General features: G+C 68.4%; 21 protein-coding genes and 1 tRNA gene. 8 read left to right on the forward strand and 14 right to left on the reverse strand.

Going from position 1 to position 17264, the window contains the following annotated elements:
- Window positions 1-51: 51 nt before the first annotated feature.
- The 4 genes from CFP71_RS32165 to CFP71_RS32180 all read right to left on the reverse strand — a co-directional run bounded on the left by CFP71_RS32165 (window position 52) and on the right by CFP71_RS32180 (window position 2665).
- Window positions 52-561 carry a DUF2247 family protein gene (locus CFP71_RS32165; RefSeq protein WP_093937706.1) on the reverse strand — a complete coding sequence of 170 codons (510 nt, stop codon included), beginning with the start codon at window positions 559-561 and terminating at the stop codon, window positions 52-54.
- Window positions 558-1175, reverse strand: a complete 618-nt coding sequence (locus tag CFP71_RS32170; protein ID WP_093937707.1) for a polymorphic toxin-type HINT domain-containing protein — start codon at window positions 1173-1175, stop codon at window positions 558-560. The genes CFP71_RS32165 and CFP71_RS32170 overlap by 4 nt, the downstream gene beginning before the upstream one ends.
- Before the next feature lie 85 nt (window positions 1176-1260).
- Window positions 1261-1965, reverse strand: a complete 705-nt coding sequence (locus tag CFP71_RS45160; RefSeq protein ID WP_244199921.1) for a hypothetical protein — start codon at window positions 1963-1965, stop codon at window positions 1261-1263.
- A 626-nt stretch (window positions 1966-2591) separates the two neighbouring features.
- A tRNA-Ile gene (locus tag CFP71_RS32180) sits at window positions 2592-2665 on the reverse strand.
- A 256-nt stretch (window positions 2666-2921) separates the two neighbouring features.
- Here CFP71_RS32180 and CFP71_RS44385 point away from each other — a divergent pair.
- Complete coding sequence (locus CFP71_RS44385; RefSeq protein WP_167406349.1) at window positions 2922-3077, forward strand: hypothetical protein; 156 nt, start codon at window positions 2922-2924, stop codon at window positions 3075-3077.
- A 25-nt stretch (window positions 3078-3102) separates the two neighbouring features.
- Here the strand turns inward: CFP71_RS44385 and CFP71_RS32185 are convergent, their stop codons facing one another.
- The 7 genes from CFP71_RS32185 to CFP71_RS32215 form a co-directional block, all read right to left on the reverse strand.
- Entirely contained in the window at window positions 3103-3621 is a 519-nt protein-coding gene (locus CFP71_RS32185; protein ID WP_093937709.1) for a hypothetical protein, read from the reverse strand.
- A 65-nt stretch (window positions 3622-3686) separates the two neighbouring features.
- Entirely contained in the window at window positions 3687-4451 is a 765-nt protein-coding gene (locus CFP71_RS32190) for a polyphosphate polymerase domain-containing protein (RefSeq protein WP_093937710.1), read from the reverse strand.
- On the reverse strand, window positions 4448-5032 hold the full coding sequence (locus CFP71_RS32195; protein WP_093937711.1) for a DUF4956 domain-containing protein: 585 nt from the start codon (window positions 5030-5032) through the stop codon (window positions 4448-4450). Before CFP71_RS32195 ends, CFP71_RS32190 begins: the two co-directional genes overlap by 4 nt.
- 57 nt (window positions 5033-5089) lie before the next feature.
- Window positions 5090-5755 (reverse strand): response regulator transcription factor, encoded by a 666-nt coding sequence (locus CFP71_RS32200; protein ID WP_093937712.1) that lies wholly within the window; start codon window positions 5753-5755, stop codon window positions 5090-5092.
- Window positions 5752-7143: a sensor histidine kinase gene (locus CFP71_RS32205; RefSeq protein WP_093937713.1), complete on the reverse strand. Its 1392-nt coding sequence runs from the start codon at window positions 7141-7143 to the stop codon at window positions 5752-5754. The genes CFP71_RS32200 and CFP71_RS32205 overlap by 4 nt, the downstream gene beginning before the upstream one ends.
- Before the next feature lie 9 nt (window positions 7144-7152).
- Entirely contained in the window at window positions 7153-7419 is a 267-nt protein-coding gene (locus tag CFP71_RS32210) for a hypothetical protein (protein WP_093937714.1), read from the reverse strand.
- A 158-nt stretch (window positions 7420-7577) separates the two neighbouring features.
- Entirely contained in the window at window positions 7578-8396 is an 819-nt protein-coding gene (locus CFP71_RS32215; RefSeq protein ID WP_093937715.1) for an NAD(P)H-binding protein, read from the reverse strand.
- 149 nt (window positions 8397-8545) lie between these two features.
- Here CFP71_RS32215 and CFP71_RS32220 point away from each other — a divergent pair, with 149 nt between their 5' ends.
- Together CFP71_RS32220 and CFP71_RS32225 are read left to right on the forward strand one after the other, a co-directional pair.
- Window positions 8546-9691, forward strand: a complete 1146-nt coding sequence (locus CFP71_RS32220) for a CaiB/BaiF CoA transferase family protein (RefSeq protein ID WP_093937716.1) — start codon at window positions 8546-8548, stop codon at window positions 9689-9691.
- 58 nt (window positions 9692-9749) lie between these two features.
- On the forward strand, window positions 9750-10919 hold the full coding sequence (locus CFP71_RS32225) for an FAD-dependent monooxygenase (RefSeq protein WP_093937717.1): 1170 nt from the start codon (window positions 9750-9752) through the stop codon (window positions 10917-10919).
- Between the two features lies 1 nt (window position 10920).
- On the opposite strand, the gene CFP71_RS32230 is transcribed toward CFP71_RS32225, so the two are convergent.
- Window positions 10921-11394 (reverse strand): MarR family winged helix-turn-helix transcriptional regulator, encoded by a 474-nt coding sequence (locus CFP71_RS32230; protein ID WP_244199922.1) that lies wholly within the window; start codon window positions 11392-11394, stop codon window positions 10921-10923.
- Between the two features lie 76 nt (window positions 11395-11470).
- On the opposite strand from CFP71_RS32230, the gene CFP71_RS32235 reads away from it, so the two are divergent.
- The 5 genes from CFP71_RS32235 to CFP71_RS32255 all read left to right on the forward strand — a co-directional run bounded on the left by CFP71_RS32235 (window position 11471) and on the right by CFP71_RS32255 (window position 14223).
- On the forward strand, window positions 11471-12244 hold the full coding sequence (locus CFP71_RS32235; protein ID WP_093937719.1) for an ABC transporter permease: 774 nt from the start codon (window positions 11471-11473) through the stop codon (window positions 12242-12244).
- 147 nt (window positions 12245-12391) lie between these two features.
- Window positions 12392-12973 (forward strand): RNA polymerase sigma factor, encoded by a 582-nt coding sequence (locus CFP71_RS32240; RefSeq protein ID WP_093937767.1) that lies wholly within the window; start codon window positions 12392-12394, stop codon window positions 12971-12973.
- Window positions 12964-13530: an anti-sigma factor gene (locus CFP71_RS32245; protein WP_093937720.1), complete on the forward strand. Its 567-nt coding sequence runs from the start codon at window positions 12964-12966 to the stop codon at window positions 13528-13530. Before CFP71_RS32240 ends, CFP71_RS32245 begins: the two co-directional genes overlap by 10 nt.
- On the forward strand, window positions 13520-13921 hold the full coding sequence (locus CFP71_RS32250; protein ID WP_093937721.1) for an Asp23/Gls24 family envelope stress response protein: 402 nt from the start codon (window positions 13520-13522) through the stop codon (window positions 13919-13921). The genes CFP71_RS32245 and CFP71_RS32250 overlap by 11 nt, the downstream gene beginning before the upstream one ends.
- Window positions 13918-14223: a hypothetical protein gene (locus CFP71_RS32255; protein WP_093937722.1), complete on the forward strand. Its 306-nt coding sequence runs from the start codon at window positions 13918-13920 to the stop codon at window positions 14221-14223. Before CFP71_RS32250 ends, CFP71_RS32255 begins: the two co-directional genes overlap by 4 nt.
- A 61-nt stretch (window positions 14224-14284) precedes the next feature.
- Here the strand turns inward: CFP71_RS32255 and CFP71_RS32260 are convergent, their stop codons facing one another.
- Together CFP71_RS32260 and CFP71_RS32265 are read right to left on the reverse strand one after the other, a co-directional pair.
- Window positions 14285-14962 carry a fasciclin domain-containing protein gene (locus CFP71_RS32260; RefSeq protein ID WP_093937723.1) on the reverse strand — a complete coding sequence of 226 codons (678 nt, stop codon included), beginning with the start codon at window positions 14960-14962 and terminating at the stop codon, window positions 14285-14287.
- Window positions 14963-15050: 88 nt separating this feature from the next.
- Window positions 15051-16613 (reverse strand): molybdopterin-dependent oxidoreductase, encoded by a 1563-nt coding sequence (locus tag CFP71_RS32265; RefSeq protein ID WP_167406350.1) that lies wholly within the window; start codon window positions 16611-16613, stop codon window positions 15051-15053.
- Window positions 16614-17264 lie beyond the last annotated feature (651 nt).

Raw genomic sequence — 17264 nt, forward strand, 5'->3', positions numbered from 1 at the left:
GCACGGGTCAGGAGCAGTAGTGACGAAAGCCGATCTCGTCACCCTGCCCAGTCAGTTACCGATAGTACGCTTGGAAAGGTCCGCTTTTGTACGCTGAATGTACTCCAGCCACCTCTCGTACATTGACTCCGTACCGGCAGGCCTGTCATCGTCGACTGGCGTAAATCGGAGGAGTGCGCGACCACCCTCCGGGTATCCGAAATCAGCGGAGATCATCTCGACTGTTTCAAGCGGGTCCGCATAGGAGTCCTTGTGGTCATACACCCAGGCTAGAGCGAGAAAGAACCAGACGCGAGCCTCTTCTTTTTCTTCGCGAAGAGGCAGCGCGCTCAGCAAGTCGGGAACACGGTAATAGTCATCGGACAGGAGTAACGCGAGTTCCTCGAATGTGTCAGGGATAGCAGCAAAAGCTTCGTACGCCGCGAGAGCCACCTTGACTACATCGTCCGGAGTGAGCCACCCGTGCTCGAACCCATATGCCGCCTCGGCCGGGGTTAGCGCCACCTTATCAGTCACAAACGAGGCTGGAATGCGAAACTTGACTAGGTCACTATCACTCATGGCTTGATCGCTATCCCATTAATTGTTCCACCGCGAATGAACATCAGATGGCTCATGATACCATCTCGAACTATCCACTCGTATCTGCCCGGCTTACCATTGAGTTCTCCTGGCATCTGGATCAGAGTGGCATCTCCTCTGCCATCCTTGCTGCCGATCTTGAACACGGTACCCTTCTTGCTGATGTCGTCTACGACAAACGAGCCGGCCCTGTGCCAAGGCTCAGCCTTGAGAGCCGATCCGGTGGGGGTTGCTTTCTTGACCAATTCGGCCGCTTCGGCCGCCGTGGGGATGCCGCACGGCCCCGTATTGTGCACCAGCACAGCAGTCGTATTGGCCAGCACATAGTAGGCATGAATGCCATCAATGGACAGGTTGTAGGCCGTGCGGCTCTCCGTGCGAGGAGTCACGGAAACCACCGTCACCGGATTTCCGCTGACGGCGTGCAACTGATTGCCCGGTTTGAGTTTCCCGGCAGCGAGCCAACGACCTTGATCTTCCATCCAGAACGGATGACCGTCGGTCGCCTCGATGAGCCCCGTGGCGCTTCCAGCATCGCCGTCGAGATCGACAATGATCGATACGAGATGTTTCTGTCCGTCACCTACGATCACATCCGCGACGGCGCGGGGTTCGACGCCGCGGAGAGCCCGGAAAGTGTGCTGCCGTTCTTCCCGCGCAACCGCGGCTGGATCGTTTTCAGCCGCGGTTACGTTCGTGTGCCTTGGTCAGCACGCTCGACAGTCTCGAGGCCTCATCGTCGGAGCGGCTCAGGTTCGGAGCGACGACCTGGACGGACGTAAATCTCCCTCCACTACAGGCTTGTCCGTTGATGGCTTTGGGGTTCTCCCGAGTGGGAATCAGATTCACGGTGCGGGAACTGCCGGCAGGTTGCCCCTGAACCTCCAGCAGCGTAGAGAACAGCTCACAGGCACGATCCGGCGCGATCTCCTTGCCTGAGGCGATCAGGTCGCGAGCCGTTTCCAGTTTGCGAACCGTCTCCGGATCGTCGAGCAGTCCCGACCTCTTCACCTGCTCTATTGCTGCGGGCAACTGCCTTGCCCACGTTCCTGCTGACGTACAGATCACCTGGACACGACCCCCGGCAGACATCTCCCAATGACACGCGGGCAATCCGCCGACAGCCAAAGTCTTCGGCTCGGACACCTCTCCGGCAAGCATCGACAGCTCAGCCGGTGTGAGAAGTTCACACGAAGCGTCCGGAGCGGACGTCTTCGTAGCCGGGTCAGCGGACGACGGGGCCACACCCTCGGCGACCTTGCCTTGCGGCGCCGAACCAGACTTGTCCGACGAACACCCAACCAGCCACAGCATTGCCGACGCGACGACAAACACTGCGATTCGACCGGCTCTCAGACAGCCGAGGCACTCCACGTTTGGCATCTTGCGCTCATCTCCCCCATCCAAAGGAGCAGAGGCTACCAGGACTGCAGTTGCGAACAGGCCGAGAGCGTGTCGACGACAAACGAAGAGGATGATCGCGTGTCCGACGACCACCTGAGAGTGATGTGACGCCAACAAGGGGCGGAGTTGCCCGCCGCCGCGAACAAGAACTTGCCCAGACTCGACGACAGCCTAAAATCGTTCTTCATCAACGGAAAACCTTCTCCGGCGAGGTCGAAGCCTCGGCGCCGTCTTCGCCCCGCTGGCCGGTTCCACACTCCTGGAACACACCGACAGAATCCAGCTGGGAGTGAGCGTCACAGCAGCCGGGCTCATGCTCTTCTTGGCACAGCGAACTGTTGCCGGAGCGCTGCGCAATCGGCGAACCAGCCGACCTGCGGCCACACCAGCTTGTCCAGCCGTGGAAGCAAAGAACTCCGGACCTACTGAAGCCCCCACCGCAGCGGTTGCCACGAGAAACATAAAGGCTGCTAAGCCACCAACCGGCCCCGCAGAGCACACCGGAGAAAACGGAGACATAACCGAGCCCAGCCACGATCAACGCCAAAGCGAAATTGCCGCCGAAGGGCCAATATTCCCGCAGGTCGGCGGCGATGTCGATATTGTGGGCCGGGTCGGGCTCGAACCGACGGCCAAGGGATTATGAGTCCCCTGCTCTAACCAACTGAGCTACCGGCCCCAAGGGTGCCCTGACACCTCCGCGGGAGCCGTCCCAGCCCGAACAGCGGGTTTGCGAACGCACAGAAGTCCCAGTTCGCTCCAAGTTATCACAGCGCTCACCTGCCACGATCGCCTAGGCCAAACAGCTGGTTTCCGGCACGGAACAAAGGCCGCTCGTCTAGGTTTCAGAGACCAACGCCGAGCGGCGCCCGCTCGGGGCACGCTGACCATCGGGATGGACCTGGGTAGCACGTCCATCGGGCAGGGAGGCGCTCGTGGCGAGTTCGATCGCCATCGGGCTCGGTCTCGTGGCCGTCCTCGGCGCCGCGTTGTCACTGAGGGCGAGCGTCCGGGCACTGCGGCGGGCCGGCCTCCGTGTCGACACGATCCTCGCCGAAGAACTGGACGACCGGCCGCCGCCGAACCCCTAGCCGCTCACTGGTCCTCTTTGGACAGTCAGTTACCCAGGCCCGATCCGCCGCCCGGCGGGGTACTCGGCGGCTCCGAAGACGCCGGCGGAGTCGGCGCCGGCGTCGTAGTAGTCGGCCGTGGCGGCGCGCTCGTCGTCAACGGCGGCGTGAGCGACGTCTGCGTTGTCGTCGGCGGTGAAACCTGCCCGCCGTAAGCCGCGTAACTGAACCAGATCGCCCCTCCCACCTTCGGCGTGGTCTGGTTGAACATCGCCCGCACCTGGAACGTGGTCGCCGTGTACGAACCCTGCACCGTGTTCAGCATGTACGCGTTGAACTGCCCCGGCGTGTTCGCCGACACGACCACCACCACCGGGACCGCCCCCAGCGCGTGCTGCACGGTGCACATCCCGGCCCCGTCGGTCACGCACGACGCTTCCGCTGCCTGCACGCTCGGCGCCGGTGACGGGCCGACGGCGTCCGACGTCCCGGCGAACACCGTGCCCCCGGCTGCGGCGACGGCCAACCCGGCGACGGCGAGCGCGGCCTTCTCCCTCGTTCTCATGTTCGTCCTCCCTCAGTCCGGGCCCGATGGCCCAACAGCAGGGGTCGGCCGCCGCGAAGCGATCGTTACGTCACCCCGAGCCGCCGCAGCGCCGGTCGCCACCGGTTACCGCCGGTCGCCAGCCCCAGCGCCACCAGACCCGCGCAGTACTTGCTCACCGACTGCTCCCGGATCCGCAGTTTCGCCAGCGCCTCGGTGACGCTATTGCGTTCGGACGCCGACTTCACTTCGAGCAGTACCAGGTCGCTCCCGGCGGCGAGGCTCCGCGAGCCCGAACGCCAGACCAGCGACGTGTCGCAGGTGATCCGGGCGTCGGCGGTGACGAGGGTGGTCCGCCGGTAGTCGGTGACCAGCGCGGGAGCCAGTGGCCGGGGCGCGGGGCGGCCGTAGGCGGCGGTGAGGGCGTCGTCGAGGAACGCCAGCGCGGGCGCGGTCAGGCCGTGTGCCGCCTCGGCCGGATGCGGGCGGCGGACCTTGACGGTTTCGTCGCGCCGTCCGCTGACCTTGAGCTCGCAGTAGGTGTCGGCCGAGTCGGTGTAGGTGCGCGTGCGGATCTTGAACCGGCGCCGCCGGTCCTGCCGGTGTGCCCGGAAGATCGCCAGATCCGGCGTGTCGAAATAGGTCGACGAGTAGCCGAACGTCCGCTGCCCGCCGATCTCCAGACAGCGCGACGAGACCGCCTCGGCGACAGCCAGGAAATCGCCGGGCGCCAGGACGTACTTGCGGTCCGTCCGGCTCATCAGCCCGCTCGTGGCGACGACTTCGGCCAGCGAAAGCGAAGGGAGCCCTTTCGCCACGGCCGCGACGGTGGCCGTTCCGCGCCCGCTCATCGGTGCGCCGCCGGCGCGCCGTGGACGACCGGGGCGGCGTCCGGCCGGAACCGGACGTCGACGACGGTGACCTCGCGGACATAGTCCACTTCGGACACACTGTGCCGCACGACCGTTCCGCCGAGCCGTGCCCGCAGTTCCATCAGCATCGTCTGTTCGTCGGGATACACGGTGTCGAGCACGACCGTCCGCCGCTGCGGTCCACGAGTGCGCGAGGGGTGGTCGGCCACGTACATGACCGCGAGCAGCAGCACGTCGAAGACGGCGACGATCCGCCAGTCCGCGGACGGCAGCCCGTTGACCAGCCCCAGCACCAGCGCGACGAAGTAGTACGCGACCTCCTGCTGGCTGATCGAATCGGACCGCAGGCGGATGATCGACAGCACGCCGAACAGGCCGAGCCCCAGGGCGCTCGCGCTCGACACGGACAGCAGGACCGCGACCGAAACGCAGACACCCACGTTCAGCGCGAGGTACGCGCAGGCGAGATCACCGCGGTGGTGTCGACGGGCGTAGATGCCATAGGCGAGGATGATGGCGGCGACGAGGTCGACGGCCAGGTGAAGCAGTGTCGTGGTCATGGAAACCACTGTGCCGCCCGAAAAAGAGACCGTCGTGAGAGCCGGATGAGAACCGCCTCATCCGGACTCACCGAGCCGGTAACCCATCCCGCGCACGGTTTCGATCCGCTCCGCGCCGATCTTCCCGCGCAGGTAACGGATGTAGACGTCCACCACGTTCGAGCCGGGGTCGAAGTCGAAACCCCAGACCCCGCTGAGCAACTGCTCACGGGACAGCACCTGGCCGCGGTTGCGCAGCAAGGTCTCCAGCAGCGCGAACTCGCGGGCGGTGAGGTCTTTCTCCTCCCCCGCCACCGAAACCTTCCGTGTGCGCAGATCGAGTGAGAGCTCACCGGCCCGGAGCACCGCCGGTTCGGAATCGGGATTTCCCCGTAGCCGCAACCGGATCCGAGCCAAGAGTTCCTCGAAGGCGAACGGTTTGGCCAGGTAGTCGTCGGCGCCGCCGGACAGCCCGGCGACCCGGTCGACGACGCTGTCCCGCGCGGTCAGGATGATCACCGGTACCGTCCGGCCCGCCGCGCGCAGGGCACGCAACAGATCCGAGCCGTCGAGGTCCGGGAGCCCGAGGTCGAGGACGACCAGGTCGTGCGCGCCGGTCAGCGCCTCGGTCAGTCCTTCGGAGCCGGTCCGGACCCAGCGGGTCGCGAAACCCTGCGCCCGCAGGCCCTTCTCGACGAACGCGCCGATCCGGGCCGAGTCCTCCACCACCAGCACACTGGTCATCGGCCCGCACCTCCGGCGACAGGGATCTCCATGGTGAACCGTGCGCCTTCGCCGGGCACGGTGTCGAGCAGGACGCGGCCGCCGTGCGCCTCGGCGATCGCGGCGACGATCGCCAGGCCGAGTCCGGCGCCGTCGTCGCCGCTCGAATTACTGCCGCGTTTGAACCGCTCGAAGATCCGGCTCCGCGAATCGGCGGGAACGCCCTCCCCGGTGTCCCGGACCCACAGCCGCGCGGTCGTCGCGGTGACCTCCGAGCCGAGGGCGATCTCCTGACCAGGCGAAGTGTGCCGGACGGCGTTGGAGACCAGTTGCAGCAAGGCCTGCGTGAGCCGCTGTCCGTCGGCGCGAACGGTCGCCTCGGCCACGGCGTCCAGCCGCCAGACACGGTCGGCCAGCGGACGGGATTTGGCGAGGGTCTCGACGGTGAGATCGGCGAGGTCGGCGTCGCCGGATGAAAGGAAGTCGGGGCTGCCGGATTTCGCGAGTACCAGGAGGTCGTCCACGATCCGTTGCATCCGCCCGAGTTCGTCGAGGACCAGATGCCGGGTGGCCGCGTTCTCCTCGGGGTCCTCCCCCATCAGCTCGAGATGGCCTCGGACGATCGTGATCGGCGTGCGCAGCTCGTGCCCGGCGTCGTCGATGAAGTCACGTTGACCGGCGAAGGCGCTTTCGAGCCTGTCCAGCATCGTGTTGAAGGTGCGTCCGAGCGCGGCGACGTCGTCCGAGCCCCGGACCTCGATGCGGCGGGAAAGATCGGTCTCGCCGATCTGCTCGGCGGCGAGGCGGACTTCCCGTACCGGCGCGAGGATGCGGCCGGCGACCAGCCAGCCGATCAGCCCGGCCAGCACCAGCGCGGCGCCCGACATCGCGGCCATCACTCCGACGACGTCGTTGATCTCGCCCGCGGCGTGGTCGACGAACTCGACGATCACCAGGGCACCACGGCCCGGCGAACCCTCGATGGTCACCGGGACGACTCCGTATCGCGCGGAGCCGACCGCGGTGGTGACCGTGCCGTACGCCGGGCTCGTGGCCCGGGAGAGTTCGGCGGCGAACTTCGGGTCGGCGTCGAGCCGGACCGGCGGCTCGATGGCGCTCCGCCTCGACGCGGCGCCGTCGACGATCGAGAAGAACGTCTCGTACTTTTCGGGCAGATTCCGTTCCAGGTGGCGGCCGAGGATCGCCTCGACGGTCACTGGCTGCCCCGCGGGCCGGGCGTCCGGCGACGCCAGGAAGGCCCGGAGCTTGCCGGTCTCGTGCGCGATCTCGTTGTCGAGCCGCTGATCCAGCTGGTTGTGCAGGACGGTACGAGTGGCCAGCAGCGACCCGGCGAGCGCGAGCAGCACGACCAGCAGGACCCAGGCGAGGATCCGGGCGCGGGCGCTCATCGGCCCGGCTCAGTCGTCGAGATCGAAGTCGAAACGGTCGTCGTCATGGTCACTGTCATCATCGGGGTCGTCGTCGTGCCCGGCCAGCCGGGGCGGGACGACGGCGGGCGGGGCACCTGCCTCCCCCGGCCCGGTGGCGGCCTGCCCCGCCGGGGCGACGACGGCCGGGCCGAGGTCGGGTGGCGAGGCGGCGGTGGCCGCGATGACGGCGAACGTGCCGGTGGCCGCCACCAAGACGGCGGCGACCCCGGTCAGGACGATGATTCGGACTCGCATGCCCTCCAGGCTGCCCGGCGCGGGTGAGCCGCCGATGAGGACTCGATGAGAACTTTCTCATCGACGACCGACGGGGCACCGAACTCGCGTGCTCGGACACGGATCTCGCGTGCTTGGAGGCGGATCTCGCGTGCTCGGAAGCCGCACACGAGGCCTGGTCACTTGAAGGCGGCCGCGTTCCGGGCCGCCCACTCGGCGAAGGTCCGCCCCGGGCGTCCCAGCAGCCGTTCGACGTCGGGGCTGACCCGCCGTTCGTCCTCCGTCGGCCTGCCGAGGATGGCGAGCGTGGCCTCCACGACCACCGGCGGCATGAACTCCGACATCGCCGCCCGCGCCTCGTCTTCGCTCAGTTCGGCGAACCGCACGGGCTCTCCCAGCGCGTCGCCGAGGGCCGCCGCCTGCTGCCGGGGCGAAACGGGCTCGGGCCCGGTCAGCACGTAGGTCCGGCCGTGGTGGCCGGATCCCCGCAGTACGGCCGCGGCGACATCGGCGATGTCGGCCGGGTCGATGACGGGCAGCGCGACGTCGCCGAACGGCGCGGCGACGACACGATCGTCCCGGATCGCGGGCGCCCACTGGAAGGCGTTCGACGCGAAGCCTCCCGGCCGCAGCACTGTCCACTCCGGACTCGACGCCTTGACCGCCTCCTCGAAAACCGATGCGTGCCGCCCGCTTCCGACGCCCTGGGAGGACAACAACACGATCGCGGCTTCGCCCGCCGCCGCGACGACTTCCGCGACGTCACCGCCTGCCGCCATGAACTCTCCCGACGTCAGAAGGAAAACGCGGTCCGCTCCGGCGAAGACCTCCTTCAGTCCGTCGGCCTTGGCGAGGTCGGCCTGGACGGTCCACACTCCCGCGGGCACGTCCGCGGGTGAGATCCGGCGCGACACCGCCGTCACCTCTTCCCCTTCGGCGGCAAGGGTTTCCACCAGCCGGCGGCCGACATTCCCGGTTGCTCCGGTCACCACGATCATGGTCGCTCCTCGATGTGCTTTTTCGTTGATGCGACCGAAGCTACCTTCCCTGGGATAGTAGGTACCTAGAGGAAAGTATTGGGAAAACCGGCCTTTCGTGAGCGTGATCACAACTTCGAAGCCGTCCACGGCCACCTAGGGTCAGGCCCATGCCCGAAACCGCACTCGGCCCGCTGCGCGTCCTCGACTTCTCGCGGGTGCTCGCCGGCCCGTTCGCCACCATGCTGCTGGCCGACCTCGGCGCGACGGTGATCAAGGTCGAGCGGCCGGGCACCGGCGACGACACCCGCAGCTGGGGGCCGCCCTACGACGCGGCGGGCCAGGCGACGTACTTCCAGTCGGTGAACCGGAACAAGACGAGCGTGGCGCTGGACCTCGGCGATCCGGACGACCTCGCCCAGGCCCGCGCGCTCGCGCTGGAGGCCGACGTCGTGGTCGAGAACTTCCGGCCCGGCGTGATGGACCGTCTCGGTCTCGGTCCGGAGCCCCTGCTGGCGGCGAATCCCGGTCTGGTCTATTGCTCCGTCACGGGTTTCGGCTCCGGCGGCGGCGCCGCGCTGCCCGGCTACGACCTGCTCATCCAGGCCGTCGGCGGCCTGATGAGCATCACCGGCGACCCCTCGGGCGAGCCGCAGAAGGTCGGCGTCGCGCTCGTCGACGTGCTGGCCGGGCTGTTCGCGAGCGTCGGCATCCTCGCCGCGCTGCGGCACCGCGACCGCACCGGCGAGGGACAGCGCGTCGAGATCGACCTGCTTTCCAGCCTGCTCGCCGCGCTGGTCAACCAGGGCAGCGCGTACACCTCGGGCGGGACGGTCCCGGCACGGATGGGGAACCGGCACCCCAGCATCGCTCCGTACGAACTCGTCCCCTGCGCCGACCACGAGCTCGCGCTCGCGGTCGGCAACGACCGGCAGTTCGCGGCGTTGTGCCAGGTCATCGGCTTGCCGGAGCTCGCGGGCGACACGCGGTTCGCGACCAACCCGGCCCGGGTCGAGCATCGCGCCGAACTCCGCACGCTGCTCGAAGACCACTTCGGCCGACGGCCGGCCGCCGAGTGGGCGGCGGAATTGAGCGCGGCCGGAGTGCCCGCCGGGCAGGTCAACGACGTCGCGGGCGCGTTCGCCTTGGCGGACCGGCTCGGCCTGAACCCGACGGTCGACCTTCCCCGGCCCGACGGCACCTCCGTGCGGCTCACCCGTAACCCGATCGGGTTGTCGGCGACGCCGCCGCGCTACGAGACCGCGCCGCCGGACGCCCCCGGTCAGCTCGCCCTCCCGCTGCCCGGCTGGAGCTGACGGACGACCGTCAGCGGACTGTCAGCGCTTCGTCAACGCCGGTCGCGAAGCTCCTGCCATGACGAACAGGACAGTCCTCATCTCCGGTGCCAGCATCGCCGGCCCCGCCCTCGCCTTCTGGCTCTCCCGCCAGGGCTACGCGGTCACCGTCGTGGAACGGTCGCCGGAGCTGCGCACCGGTGGCCAGGCGGTCGACTTCAAGGGCGCCACCCACCGCACCGTGCTGGAGCGGATGGGCCTCCTCGACGAGATCCACCGACACCAGACCGGTGGCCTGGACCAGACCTTCATCGACGCGGAGGGGCGGCCGCTGGCCGTCATGCCCGGCGAGTTCACCGGCGGCGACGTCGAAATCCGGCGTGGCGACCTGGCCCGGATCATGTACGAACGGACCGCTCACGACTGCGAGTACGTCTTCGGCGACTCCATCACTTCACTGGCCGAGACCGCCGACGGCGTCGACGTCACCTTCGAACGCGGTGCCCCGAGGCGCTTCGACCTCGTCTTCGGCGCCGACGGCATCCACTCCACCGTGCGGCGGCTGGCGTTCGGCCCGGAAGCCGACTACGTGAAGCATCTCGGCCACTACTACGCCCTGGTCGAGACCGACGAGGCCGGCGACTTCGGCGACGCCGCGGTGCTCTACAACGAACCCGGCCGCCTGGCCGCCGCCGGTGGCCCGAAGGCGCCCGCGTTCTTCGTGTTCGCCTCCCCCGAACTCAGCTACGACCGGTACGACATCGAGCGGCAGAAGGAGATCCTGGCCGCCGCGTACGCCGGCGGCGGCTGGCGGGTGCCCGAACTGATGGCGGCGGTGAAGCGCTCCGACGACGTCTATCTGGACTCGATCAGCCGAGTCGCGATGGACAGTTACTCCACCGGACGCGTCGCGCTCCTCGGTGACGCGGCGTACGGCAACACCTTGGGCGGCTTCGGCACCGGGCTGGCCGTCGTGGCCGCGTATGTCATCGCGGGCGAGCTCGCCGCGGCGGACGGGGACCACGAACCGGCCTTCCGGCGCTACGACGAGAAGTTCCGCGGCTACGCCAAGATCGCCCGCAGCGCCAACGCGGGCCCGTTCCTCGCGCCGCCCACGAAGCTGCGAATCAAGCTGCGCAACCAGATGTTCAAGCGGCCGCTCATGCTGCGCGGGATGCTGTGGGTGACCGACAAGTTCGCCACCGACATCGCCCTCGACGACTACCCCGCGCTCGTCCCGCGGGCCTGAATCACAGGGGTGGCGCGGCGCCCGCTCCGTGCTCGTCTCCGGCGTCGTGCTCGGCGACCTGGAGTAGCAGCCCCGCCGCCACCCGCACGATCTCCTGTTCGGCGGGGGTCAGCACCTCGCCCATGGCCCGGGCCAGCCACCGGTTGCCGTCGCGCACATGTCCGCGCAAGGCCGCGTGACCGGCTTCGGTGAGCACGATCCGCTGAGCCCGCCGGTCGTGCTCGTCGGGACGCCGCGCGACCCGGCCTTCGGCTTCGAGCGCGTTGATCACCCTGGTCAGGGACTGCGGCTGGAGTCCCTCGATCGCGGCGAGCGCGCTGACGGTCAGGGGCCCGCCGTGACGCAGGTTCGCCAGCACGGACGCGGCCAGCCTGCTCAGGCTCCGGTCTTCGCCGGGTTGTTCCGCGCGGAGGCGGGACGACAACCGCGAAACGGCCCAGCGCACCGACTCCGCGGCCTGCGTTGCTTCAGTCACACTACAACGCTAACACTTGCCAATCACGCATCTCAACGTCGCATTGTCTTCAAAAATAAATGCGTAAGCTTCGTATATGACCCCAAGTCCGTGGCGAGTGTTCTGGGGCCTGCTGGAGCACGACCTGCTCATCACGCGGAAGCAGCTCGGCGGGGTGCTGGCGCAGGTCCTCATGCAGCCCCTGCTGATGCTGCTGGTGTTCGGGAAGGTCCTCGGCGCGCTCGGCTACACCCCACCCGGCTACGCGCGGCTGCTCCTGCCCGGACTCGTCGCGCTGAACGCGTTCTTCGCGGCCGTCCAGAACGCGTCCTTCCCACTGGCCATGGGGTTCGCCACCCGCACCATCGAGAACCGGTTGCGGGCGCCTGTGCCGCTCGCCTGGATCGTCGTCGAGCGGATCTTCGCGGCGGCGTCGCGCGGTCTCGTCACCGCCGTCCTCATGGTCCCGGTCGGCGCGCTCGTGCTCGGCGATTTGTCCTGGCGGGCGGCGGGCCTCCCGGCGGCGTTCGGGTACACCGTGCTCGGGGCGCTGGCGGGCGGCGCGGTGGGGACGACGATCGGCTCGCTCGTCGCGCCCGCCCGGATCGGGATCACCTTCTCGCTGGTGATGCCCCCACTGCTGTTCACCGGTTCCGCGCAGTTCCCCTTCCCCGAGCTCGCCGCCGTGCCCTGGTTCCGGGCGCTGTGCGCGCTGAACCCGATGACCTACGTCAGCGAAGGCCTGCGCGGGGCGCTGACCCCGCAAGTCGCCCACCTGCCCGCCTGGCTCTGCGCCGCTGGACTGGCCCTCGCGCTGCTGGTCTACACCCCGGCGAGCCTCTGGGCGTTCCGCCGCCGGGCGATCACCTGACCTCCGGGTGCGCGATCCGCCCGGCCGTGGTCGGCTGGTTCCGGTTTGCCTCGTGACGTTTCCGGGGAAGTCGTGTCTTACGTGTTGTCACCCGAGACAGGTGACAGGAGGGAGCTTCGGCATGGCGGCACTGCACAGGTGCGCTCGATGACGACGTCGGCGAGAGAAAACGCACCGGCCGCCGGCGAAACGGTGCTGGACGACGCCACGCTGGTGGCGCGCGCCCGCGACGGCGAGATCCGCGCGTACGAGCAGCTCGTCCTGCGGTTCCAGGGGCCGATGTACCGGCTGGCGCTACGGATGCTGGGGAACAAGGGGGACGCCGAGGACGTCGTCCAGGAGGTGTTCCTCGGTGCATGGCGGCGGCTCGACCAGTTGCAGGAGGACGCGGCGTTCGTCGGCTGGCTCTACCGGACGACGACCAACCGGTGCCTGAACGTGATCCGCGCCAGGAAACCGGTCGCCGACGTCGAGCTGGACCAGCGGGAGTCGGCGGGTTCGGCCGGACGGCCGGATCGCGAGGCCGAGACGAACGCCCAGCTGACGGCGCTCACCGGCGCGCTGGACCAGCTGACCGCCGAGCAACGGGCCTGCTGGCTGTTGCGCGAGGTCCACGGCCGCTCCTATGACGAGATCGCCGACGCGATCGGGGCGACCACCACCGCGGTGCGCGGACGCATCGCGCGAGCACGAGCACAGTTGGCGGAGGTGATGGCGCCATGGCGATGAACCACGCGACCCAGGACTACCTGCTGCCGTGCGGCCGTGATGTGGAACAGGTCTGGGAACGGCTCGACGAGGTCGACGCCGGCCGGGCGGACGCGCACGAACTCGACTGCCCGCACTGCCGGGCGACCCGCGAAAGCCTCTTGGTGCTGCGCGGACTGACCCAGGAACTGGCCGACGACGACACCGAACCGTCTCCGGATCTCACGAGCCGGATCATGTCCGCCGTCCGTGCCGAGGTGCGGCGCCGGGACCTGGTGCCGCTGGCCAGCCCCGAACCGGGCGAGGTGCGGGTGAGCGATCAGGCGGTCGCGGCAGTACTGCGGTTCGCCGCGGATTCGGTGGCGGGCGTCCGCGCGCGAGGGTGCCGTGTCCTCCGTTCGCCTGACATGACCGACGCGCTGGCCGTGGACGTGGAACTCAGCATCGCGATCGCGCATGATTTCGACCATGACTCGCTGGACGTGGTCCGCGAGCGGGTCACGGCGGCGGCGGGCGCCAGGGTGGGGCTCCGGCTGACCCGGCTCGACCTGACGGTGGAGGACATCTATGACGCGTGAGCAGGCCCCGGCCAGACAACTGGTCGAGACGGTGATCTCCCCGCCGGTGATCGCGGCGGTCGCCGCGCACGCCGCGGCGCGGGTCCCCGGCGTGGTACGCCTGGAACCCGGGCTGCGCGGGCTGGCGGGCTCGCTGACCCGCATCGCGCGGCAGCGGATCAAAGGCCTCGAACCGGCGCCGACCGAAGGGGTCCGCGCGTTCGTCGAGCACGATCCGCCCGATGTCCGGGTGGAGATCGACCTTTCGCTTTCCGGGCTGGACCAGGCCGCCGCGACGGCACAGGCGGTGCAGCGTGCCGTCGGCAAGGCCGTCGCCGAGGCGACCGGGCTCACCCCGTCGGCCGTCTCGGTGTCCATTTTAGACATCGAAATCCGTGGAGGACTGTTGTGACCGCACGTTCCGAACTGACCGCGTCGCTGCTGAGCACGCTCCGCGACATACCGGGGCTGCGCGCGGCGACGCCGTCCACCACGGCCGCCGCCTCGGCGGTGCCGTGGGACCTCGACGTGATGGCCGTCGACATCTCCGAGAACGTCGTGGAGATCCGCGTCGTCGCGCTGGAGGTGCCGATCCCGCCGTTGACGGAGGTCGCCGGGGCAGCCTTGCGCGCGGTGCTGACCGGAACCCCTTGGGAGGACGCGGACCTGCGGCTCGTGGTGACCGATGTGGACGCCGCCGCGCTGACACCCTGAACCACGACGATCGCGGTGGCCGCGTCCGAGGACACGGCCACCGCGATCGTGTTGTGGGGACCTAGTTCTTGTTGGTACCCGGGGTCAGCACCTTGTCGATGACGAAGACGGTGGCGTTCTTGGTGGGGATGTTGCCGCACAGGATCTTCGCGCCGTTGACGGTCATGTTCTCGCCGGAACCCTCGATCTTGAGCGGGCCGCCCGCGGTGTTCAGGCTTTCCAGCGACTTGGCCGCTTCCAGGCCCTTGGCGTCGAGACGCTTGTTGACGACGTGGTACTGCAGGATCGGGGCCAGCTGGTCCGGCTTGCCGGCCAGCTCGTTGAACTTGGCGTCGCCCAGTGCCTGGAAGGCCGGGTCCGCCGGGGCGAACACGGTGATGGCCTGCTGGCTGTTGAGCGTGTCCACCAGGTCGGTGGCCTTGACCGCGGCTACCAGCTTGGTCAGCAGCGGGTTGGTCGAGGCGGCGCTGGCGACCGGCTGCGGGCCCATCGAGTCCAGCGAACCGGGCGCACTGCCCTGCGGCAGCTGCGAACAGGCCGGGCCGAACACGTCGGCGTTGGTGGTGACGCCGTCACCGGAGGCGGCGCTGGACATCGGAGCCGACATCGACGAGGACGGGGCGGGCGCGGAGGCGCTGTTGGAGCTGCCGGACGAAGCGCTGTCGTTGCTGCTGCAGGCGGTCAGGGCCAGCGCGGCGACCGCGGTGAAACCGATTCCTGCGACGCGAAGCTTGCTCACGGAAAATCACTCCATTTGTTTTTCGGACTCTTACCGGGTATTCGGAACTACCGCGAAACCGGATTGCCACTCTTTCGGGTGACGCCGATCACCGCGCGGTGAAACTGATGACATGCCAGCCCGTCGCACCGTCCGGAACGGTTCCGGCACGGGCGTCGGTCTGGGTGTAGCCGGATTTGTCGACAGCCCGGACGGTGACCTGGTGGCTGCCGGCCGGAACGTCGAACTCGGTCCACCACATCCGCCAGGTGTTGATCCCCACCTCGCGGGAAAGCGTTGCGGGCTGCCAATTCCCGCGTGCGCCGAGCCGGACCTCGACCCGCTCGACGCCGGTGTGCTGCGCCCACGCCACGCCCGAGATCCGGACCTTGCCCGCGGGTACTGTTTCGAATCCTTTCGGACTGTCGATCCTGGACTGCGTTTTGATCGGGGCTTGTTCTCCCCAGCCACGGTCGAGCCAGTAGGCGCGGCGCGCTTTCCAGGTGGTGATCTCCAGATCTTTGACCCATTTCGTCGCCGAAACATAGCCGTAGAGTCCGGGGATCACCATTCGGGCGGGAAATCCGTGCTCGACCGGCAGCGGTTCCCCGTTCATCCCGATCGCCAGCATCGCGCCCCGCCCAGGATCGAGAGCGGCGACGACCGGGCTGCCGGCGGTCCAGCCGTCGACACTGGTGGAGAAGATCTGCTCGGCACCGGGGAGGACTTCGGCCTCCCGCAACAGATCTCCGAGGTCCACGCCGATGAAGTTCGCCGTGGACACGTAGGTCCCGCCGACCTCGTTGGACACGCAGGTCATGGTGATCGTGCGCTCGATCAGCGGACGGTTGCGGATGTCGTCGTAGCTGAACCGCTTTTCGTTGCGCACCATGCCGTGCAGCCTCAGGCTCCAATCCTCGACCCGGACCTGCGGCACCGACAACGCGGTGTCGACGCGGTAGAAGTCGCGGTTCGAGGTGAGGAACGTCGGCGTGCCCAGCTTGGCGAAGTCCGCGTCGGCGGGGATCGGCGGCGCGGGCGTGACGGGGACCAGCCGTCCGATGGCTTCACGAGAAGATTCCGCGTCCCTCGTCCCGGCGAGAAGCTGGCCGACCGCGCCAGCGGCCCCCGCAGCGACGACGGCGCCCGCGCCCGCCAGCAGCACCGACCGGCGTGACGGAGCCGCCCCGGAGGTCTCCTCGACGGCTTGCGACCTGGCCGTGGCCAGGCGATGCAGCCAGAAGAAGACGCCGACCCCGGCGATCAGGCTGGCCAGCGGTGCCAGCAACGCGACCGTGGAGAGGTCGGGACGCTGCGAGACGGCGAACCCGCCCAGCAGCCCGAACGCGGCGATCAGCACGATCCCCGGAACGGGTGAACGTCGAGAGGCGATCCCGGCCACCGCGGCGGCAAGCACCATCACCACGGCCATCCCGCCGAGCAGCACGAGTTTGTCGTAGACCCCGAACGTCCGGACCGCGAAATCCTTCAGTTCCACCGGGGTCAGGTCGATCGCGCCGTTGCCGACCGCCAGGTACGGCGAGGCGTTGGCACTGATGAACCCGGCCACCAGGTGGCCCGCCGCCAGGGCGGCGGCGAGGGCGACGACACCGATCAGCGCCGCCCCGAACAGCGGGAGACGTGGCCCCTGAGCGGCTCGCGAAGTCTTCATGCCAGGTATTCGCGGCCGACGGACGAGCAGACTGGTTTCCTTTTCCCGCAAGGGAAATCGCCGATTTCCACACAAGGCCTCGCCAAGTATTCGTGACGGAAGGCTTCGCGGACAGGTAACGAAACGGATACGGCCCCGACCCGGTCCGGAGGGCCACGATTAGCGCGCCTGCGGCACCTGCGGCTCAAGTACATGAAGGCCCCCTTCCTTGCGCTAGACGCAAGGAAGGGGGCCTTCATGTACTTCGACGAGCCAGTCGACCCTGCTCGCGCACCTGGCGGCCCCGGGTGTCGAGTCCTGCCGGAGCGCCTCAGCGGCTCGGCGGTGTTGCGAAAGCCACTTCCGCAACGTTGAAGGTTGCGAAAGCCACTTTCACAACATCCCAAATAGACGCGCCGGCAAGCGAACAGGACACCTACGCCCTTCCCCCTCGATACCCCAAGTCGCCACGCCCGACCATCCCCGGCACCATCCGCCTCACCTGTACCGCGTCGAACGCCAGGGCAGTGTGCCCCGTGCGCCACGCTCGAGACGGTGAGCGTCCCAAGCATGGCGCACGGGACACACTCACCCGCCTGCCACGCCACCTTCTGACAAATCCCCGGCTACCCAGACCGGCCACCCGCCCGGGTTGCCCTGCTCACCCCGGCT

It is taken from the genome of Amycolatopsis thailandensis, from assembly GCF_002234405.1.
Lineage (GTDB): Bacteria > Actinomycetota > Actinomycetes > Mycobacteriales > Pseudonocardiaceae > Amycolatopsis > Amycolatopsis thailandensis.

Coding starts and splice junctions, on each gene's coding strand:
- CFP71_RS32165 (WP_093937706.1), bottom strand. CDS start 561: ATGAGTGATAGTGACCTAGTCAAGTTTCGCATTCCAGCCTCGTTTGTG.
- CFP71_RS45160 (WP_244199921.1), bottom strand. CDS start 1,965: ATGCCAAACGTGGAGTGCCTCGGCTGTCTGAGAGCCGGTCGAATCGCA.
- CFP71_RS32185 (WP_093937709.1), bottom strand. CDS start 3,621: ATGAGAACGAGGGAGAAGGCCGCGCTCGCCGTCGCCGGGTTGGCCGTC.
- CFP71_RS32190 (WP_093937710.1), bottom strand. CDS start 4,451: ATGAGCGGGCGCGGAACGGCCACCGTCGCGGCCGTGGCGAAAGGGCTC.
- CFP71_RS32195 (WP_093937711.1), bottom strand. CDS start 5,032: ATGACCACGACACTGCTTCACCTGGCCGTCGACCTCGTCGCCGCCATC.
- CFP71_RS32200 (WP_093937712.1), bottom strand. CDS start 5,755: ATGACCAGTGTGCTGGTGGTGGAGGACTCGGCCCGGATCGGCGCGTTC.
- CFP71_RS32205 (WP_093937713.1), bottom strand. CDS start 7,143: ATGAGCGCCCGCGCCCGGATCCTCGCCTGGGTCCTGCTGGTCGTGCTG.
- CFP71_RS32210 (WP_093937714.1), bottom strand. CDS start 7,419: ATGCGAGTCCGAATCATCGTCCTGACCGGGGTCGCCGCCGTCTTGGTG.
- CFP71_RS32215 (WP_093937715.1), bottom strand. CDS start 8,396: ATGATCGTGGTGACCGGAGCAACCGGGAATGTCGGCCGCCGGCTGGTG.
- CFP71_RS32220 (WP_093937716.1), top strand. CDS start 8,546: ATGCCCGAAACCGCACTCGGCCCGCTGCGCGTCCTCGACTTCTCGCGG.
- CFP71_RS32225 (WP_093937717.1), top strand. CDS start 9,750: ATGACGAACAGGACAGTCCTCATCTCCGGTGCCAGCATCGCCGGCCCC.
- CFP71_RS32235 (WP_093937719.1), top strand. CDS start 11,471: ATGACCCCAAGTCCGTGGCGAGTGTTCTGGGGCCTGCTGGAGCACGAC.
- CFP71_RS32240 (WP_093937767.1), top strand. CDS start 12,392: ATGACGACGTCGGCGAGAGAAAACGCACCGGCCGCCGGCGAAACGGTG.
- CFP71_RS32245 (WP_093937720.1), top strand. CDS start 12,964: ATGGCGATGAACCACGCGACCCAGGACTACCTGCTGCCGTGCGGCCGT.
- CFP71_RS32250 (WP_093937721.1), top strand. CDS start 13,520: ATGACGCGTGAGCAGGCCCCGGCCAGACAACTGGTCGAGACGGTGATC.
- CFP71_RS32265 (WP_167406350.1), bottom strand. CDS start 16,613: ATGAAGACTTCGCGAGCCGCTCAGGGGCCACGTCTCCCGCTGTTCGGG.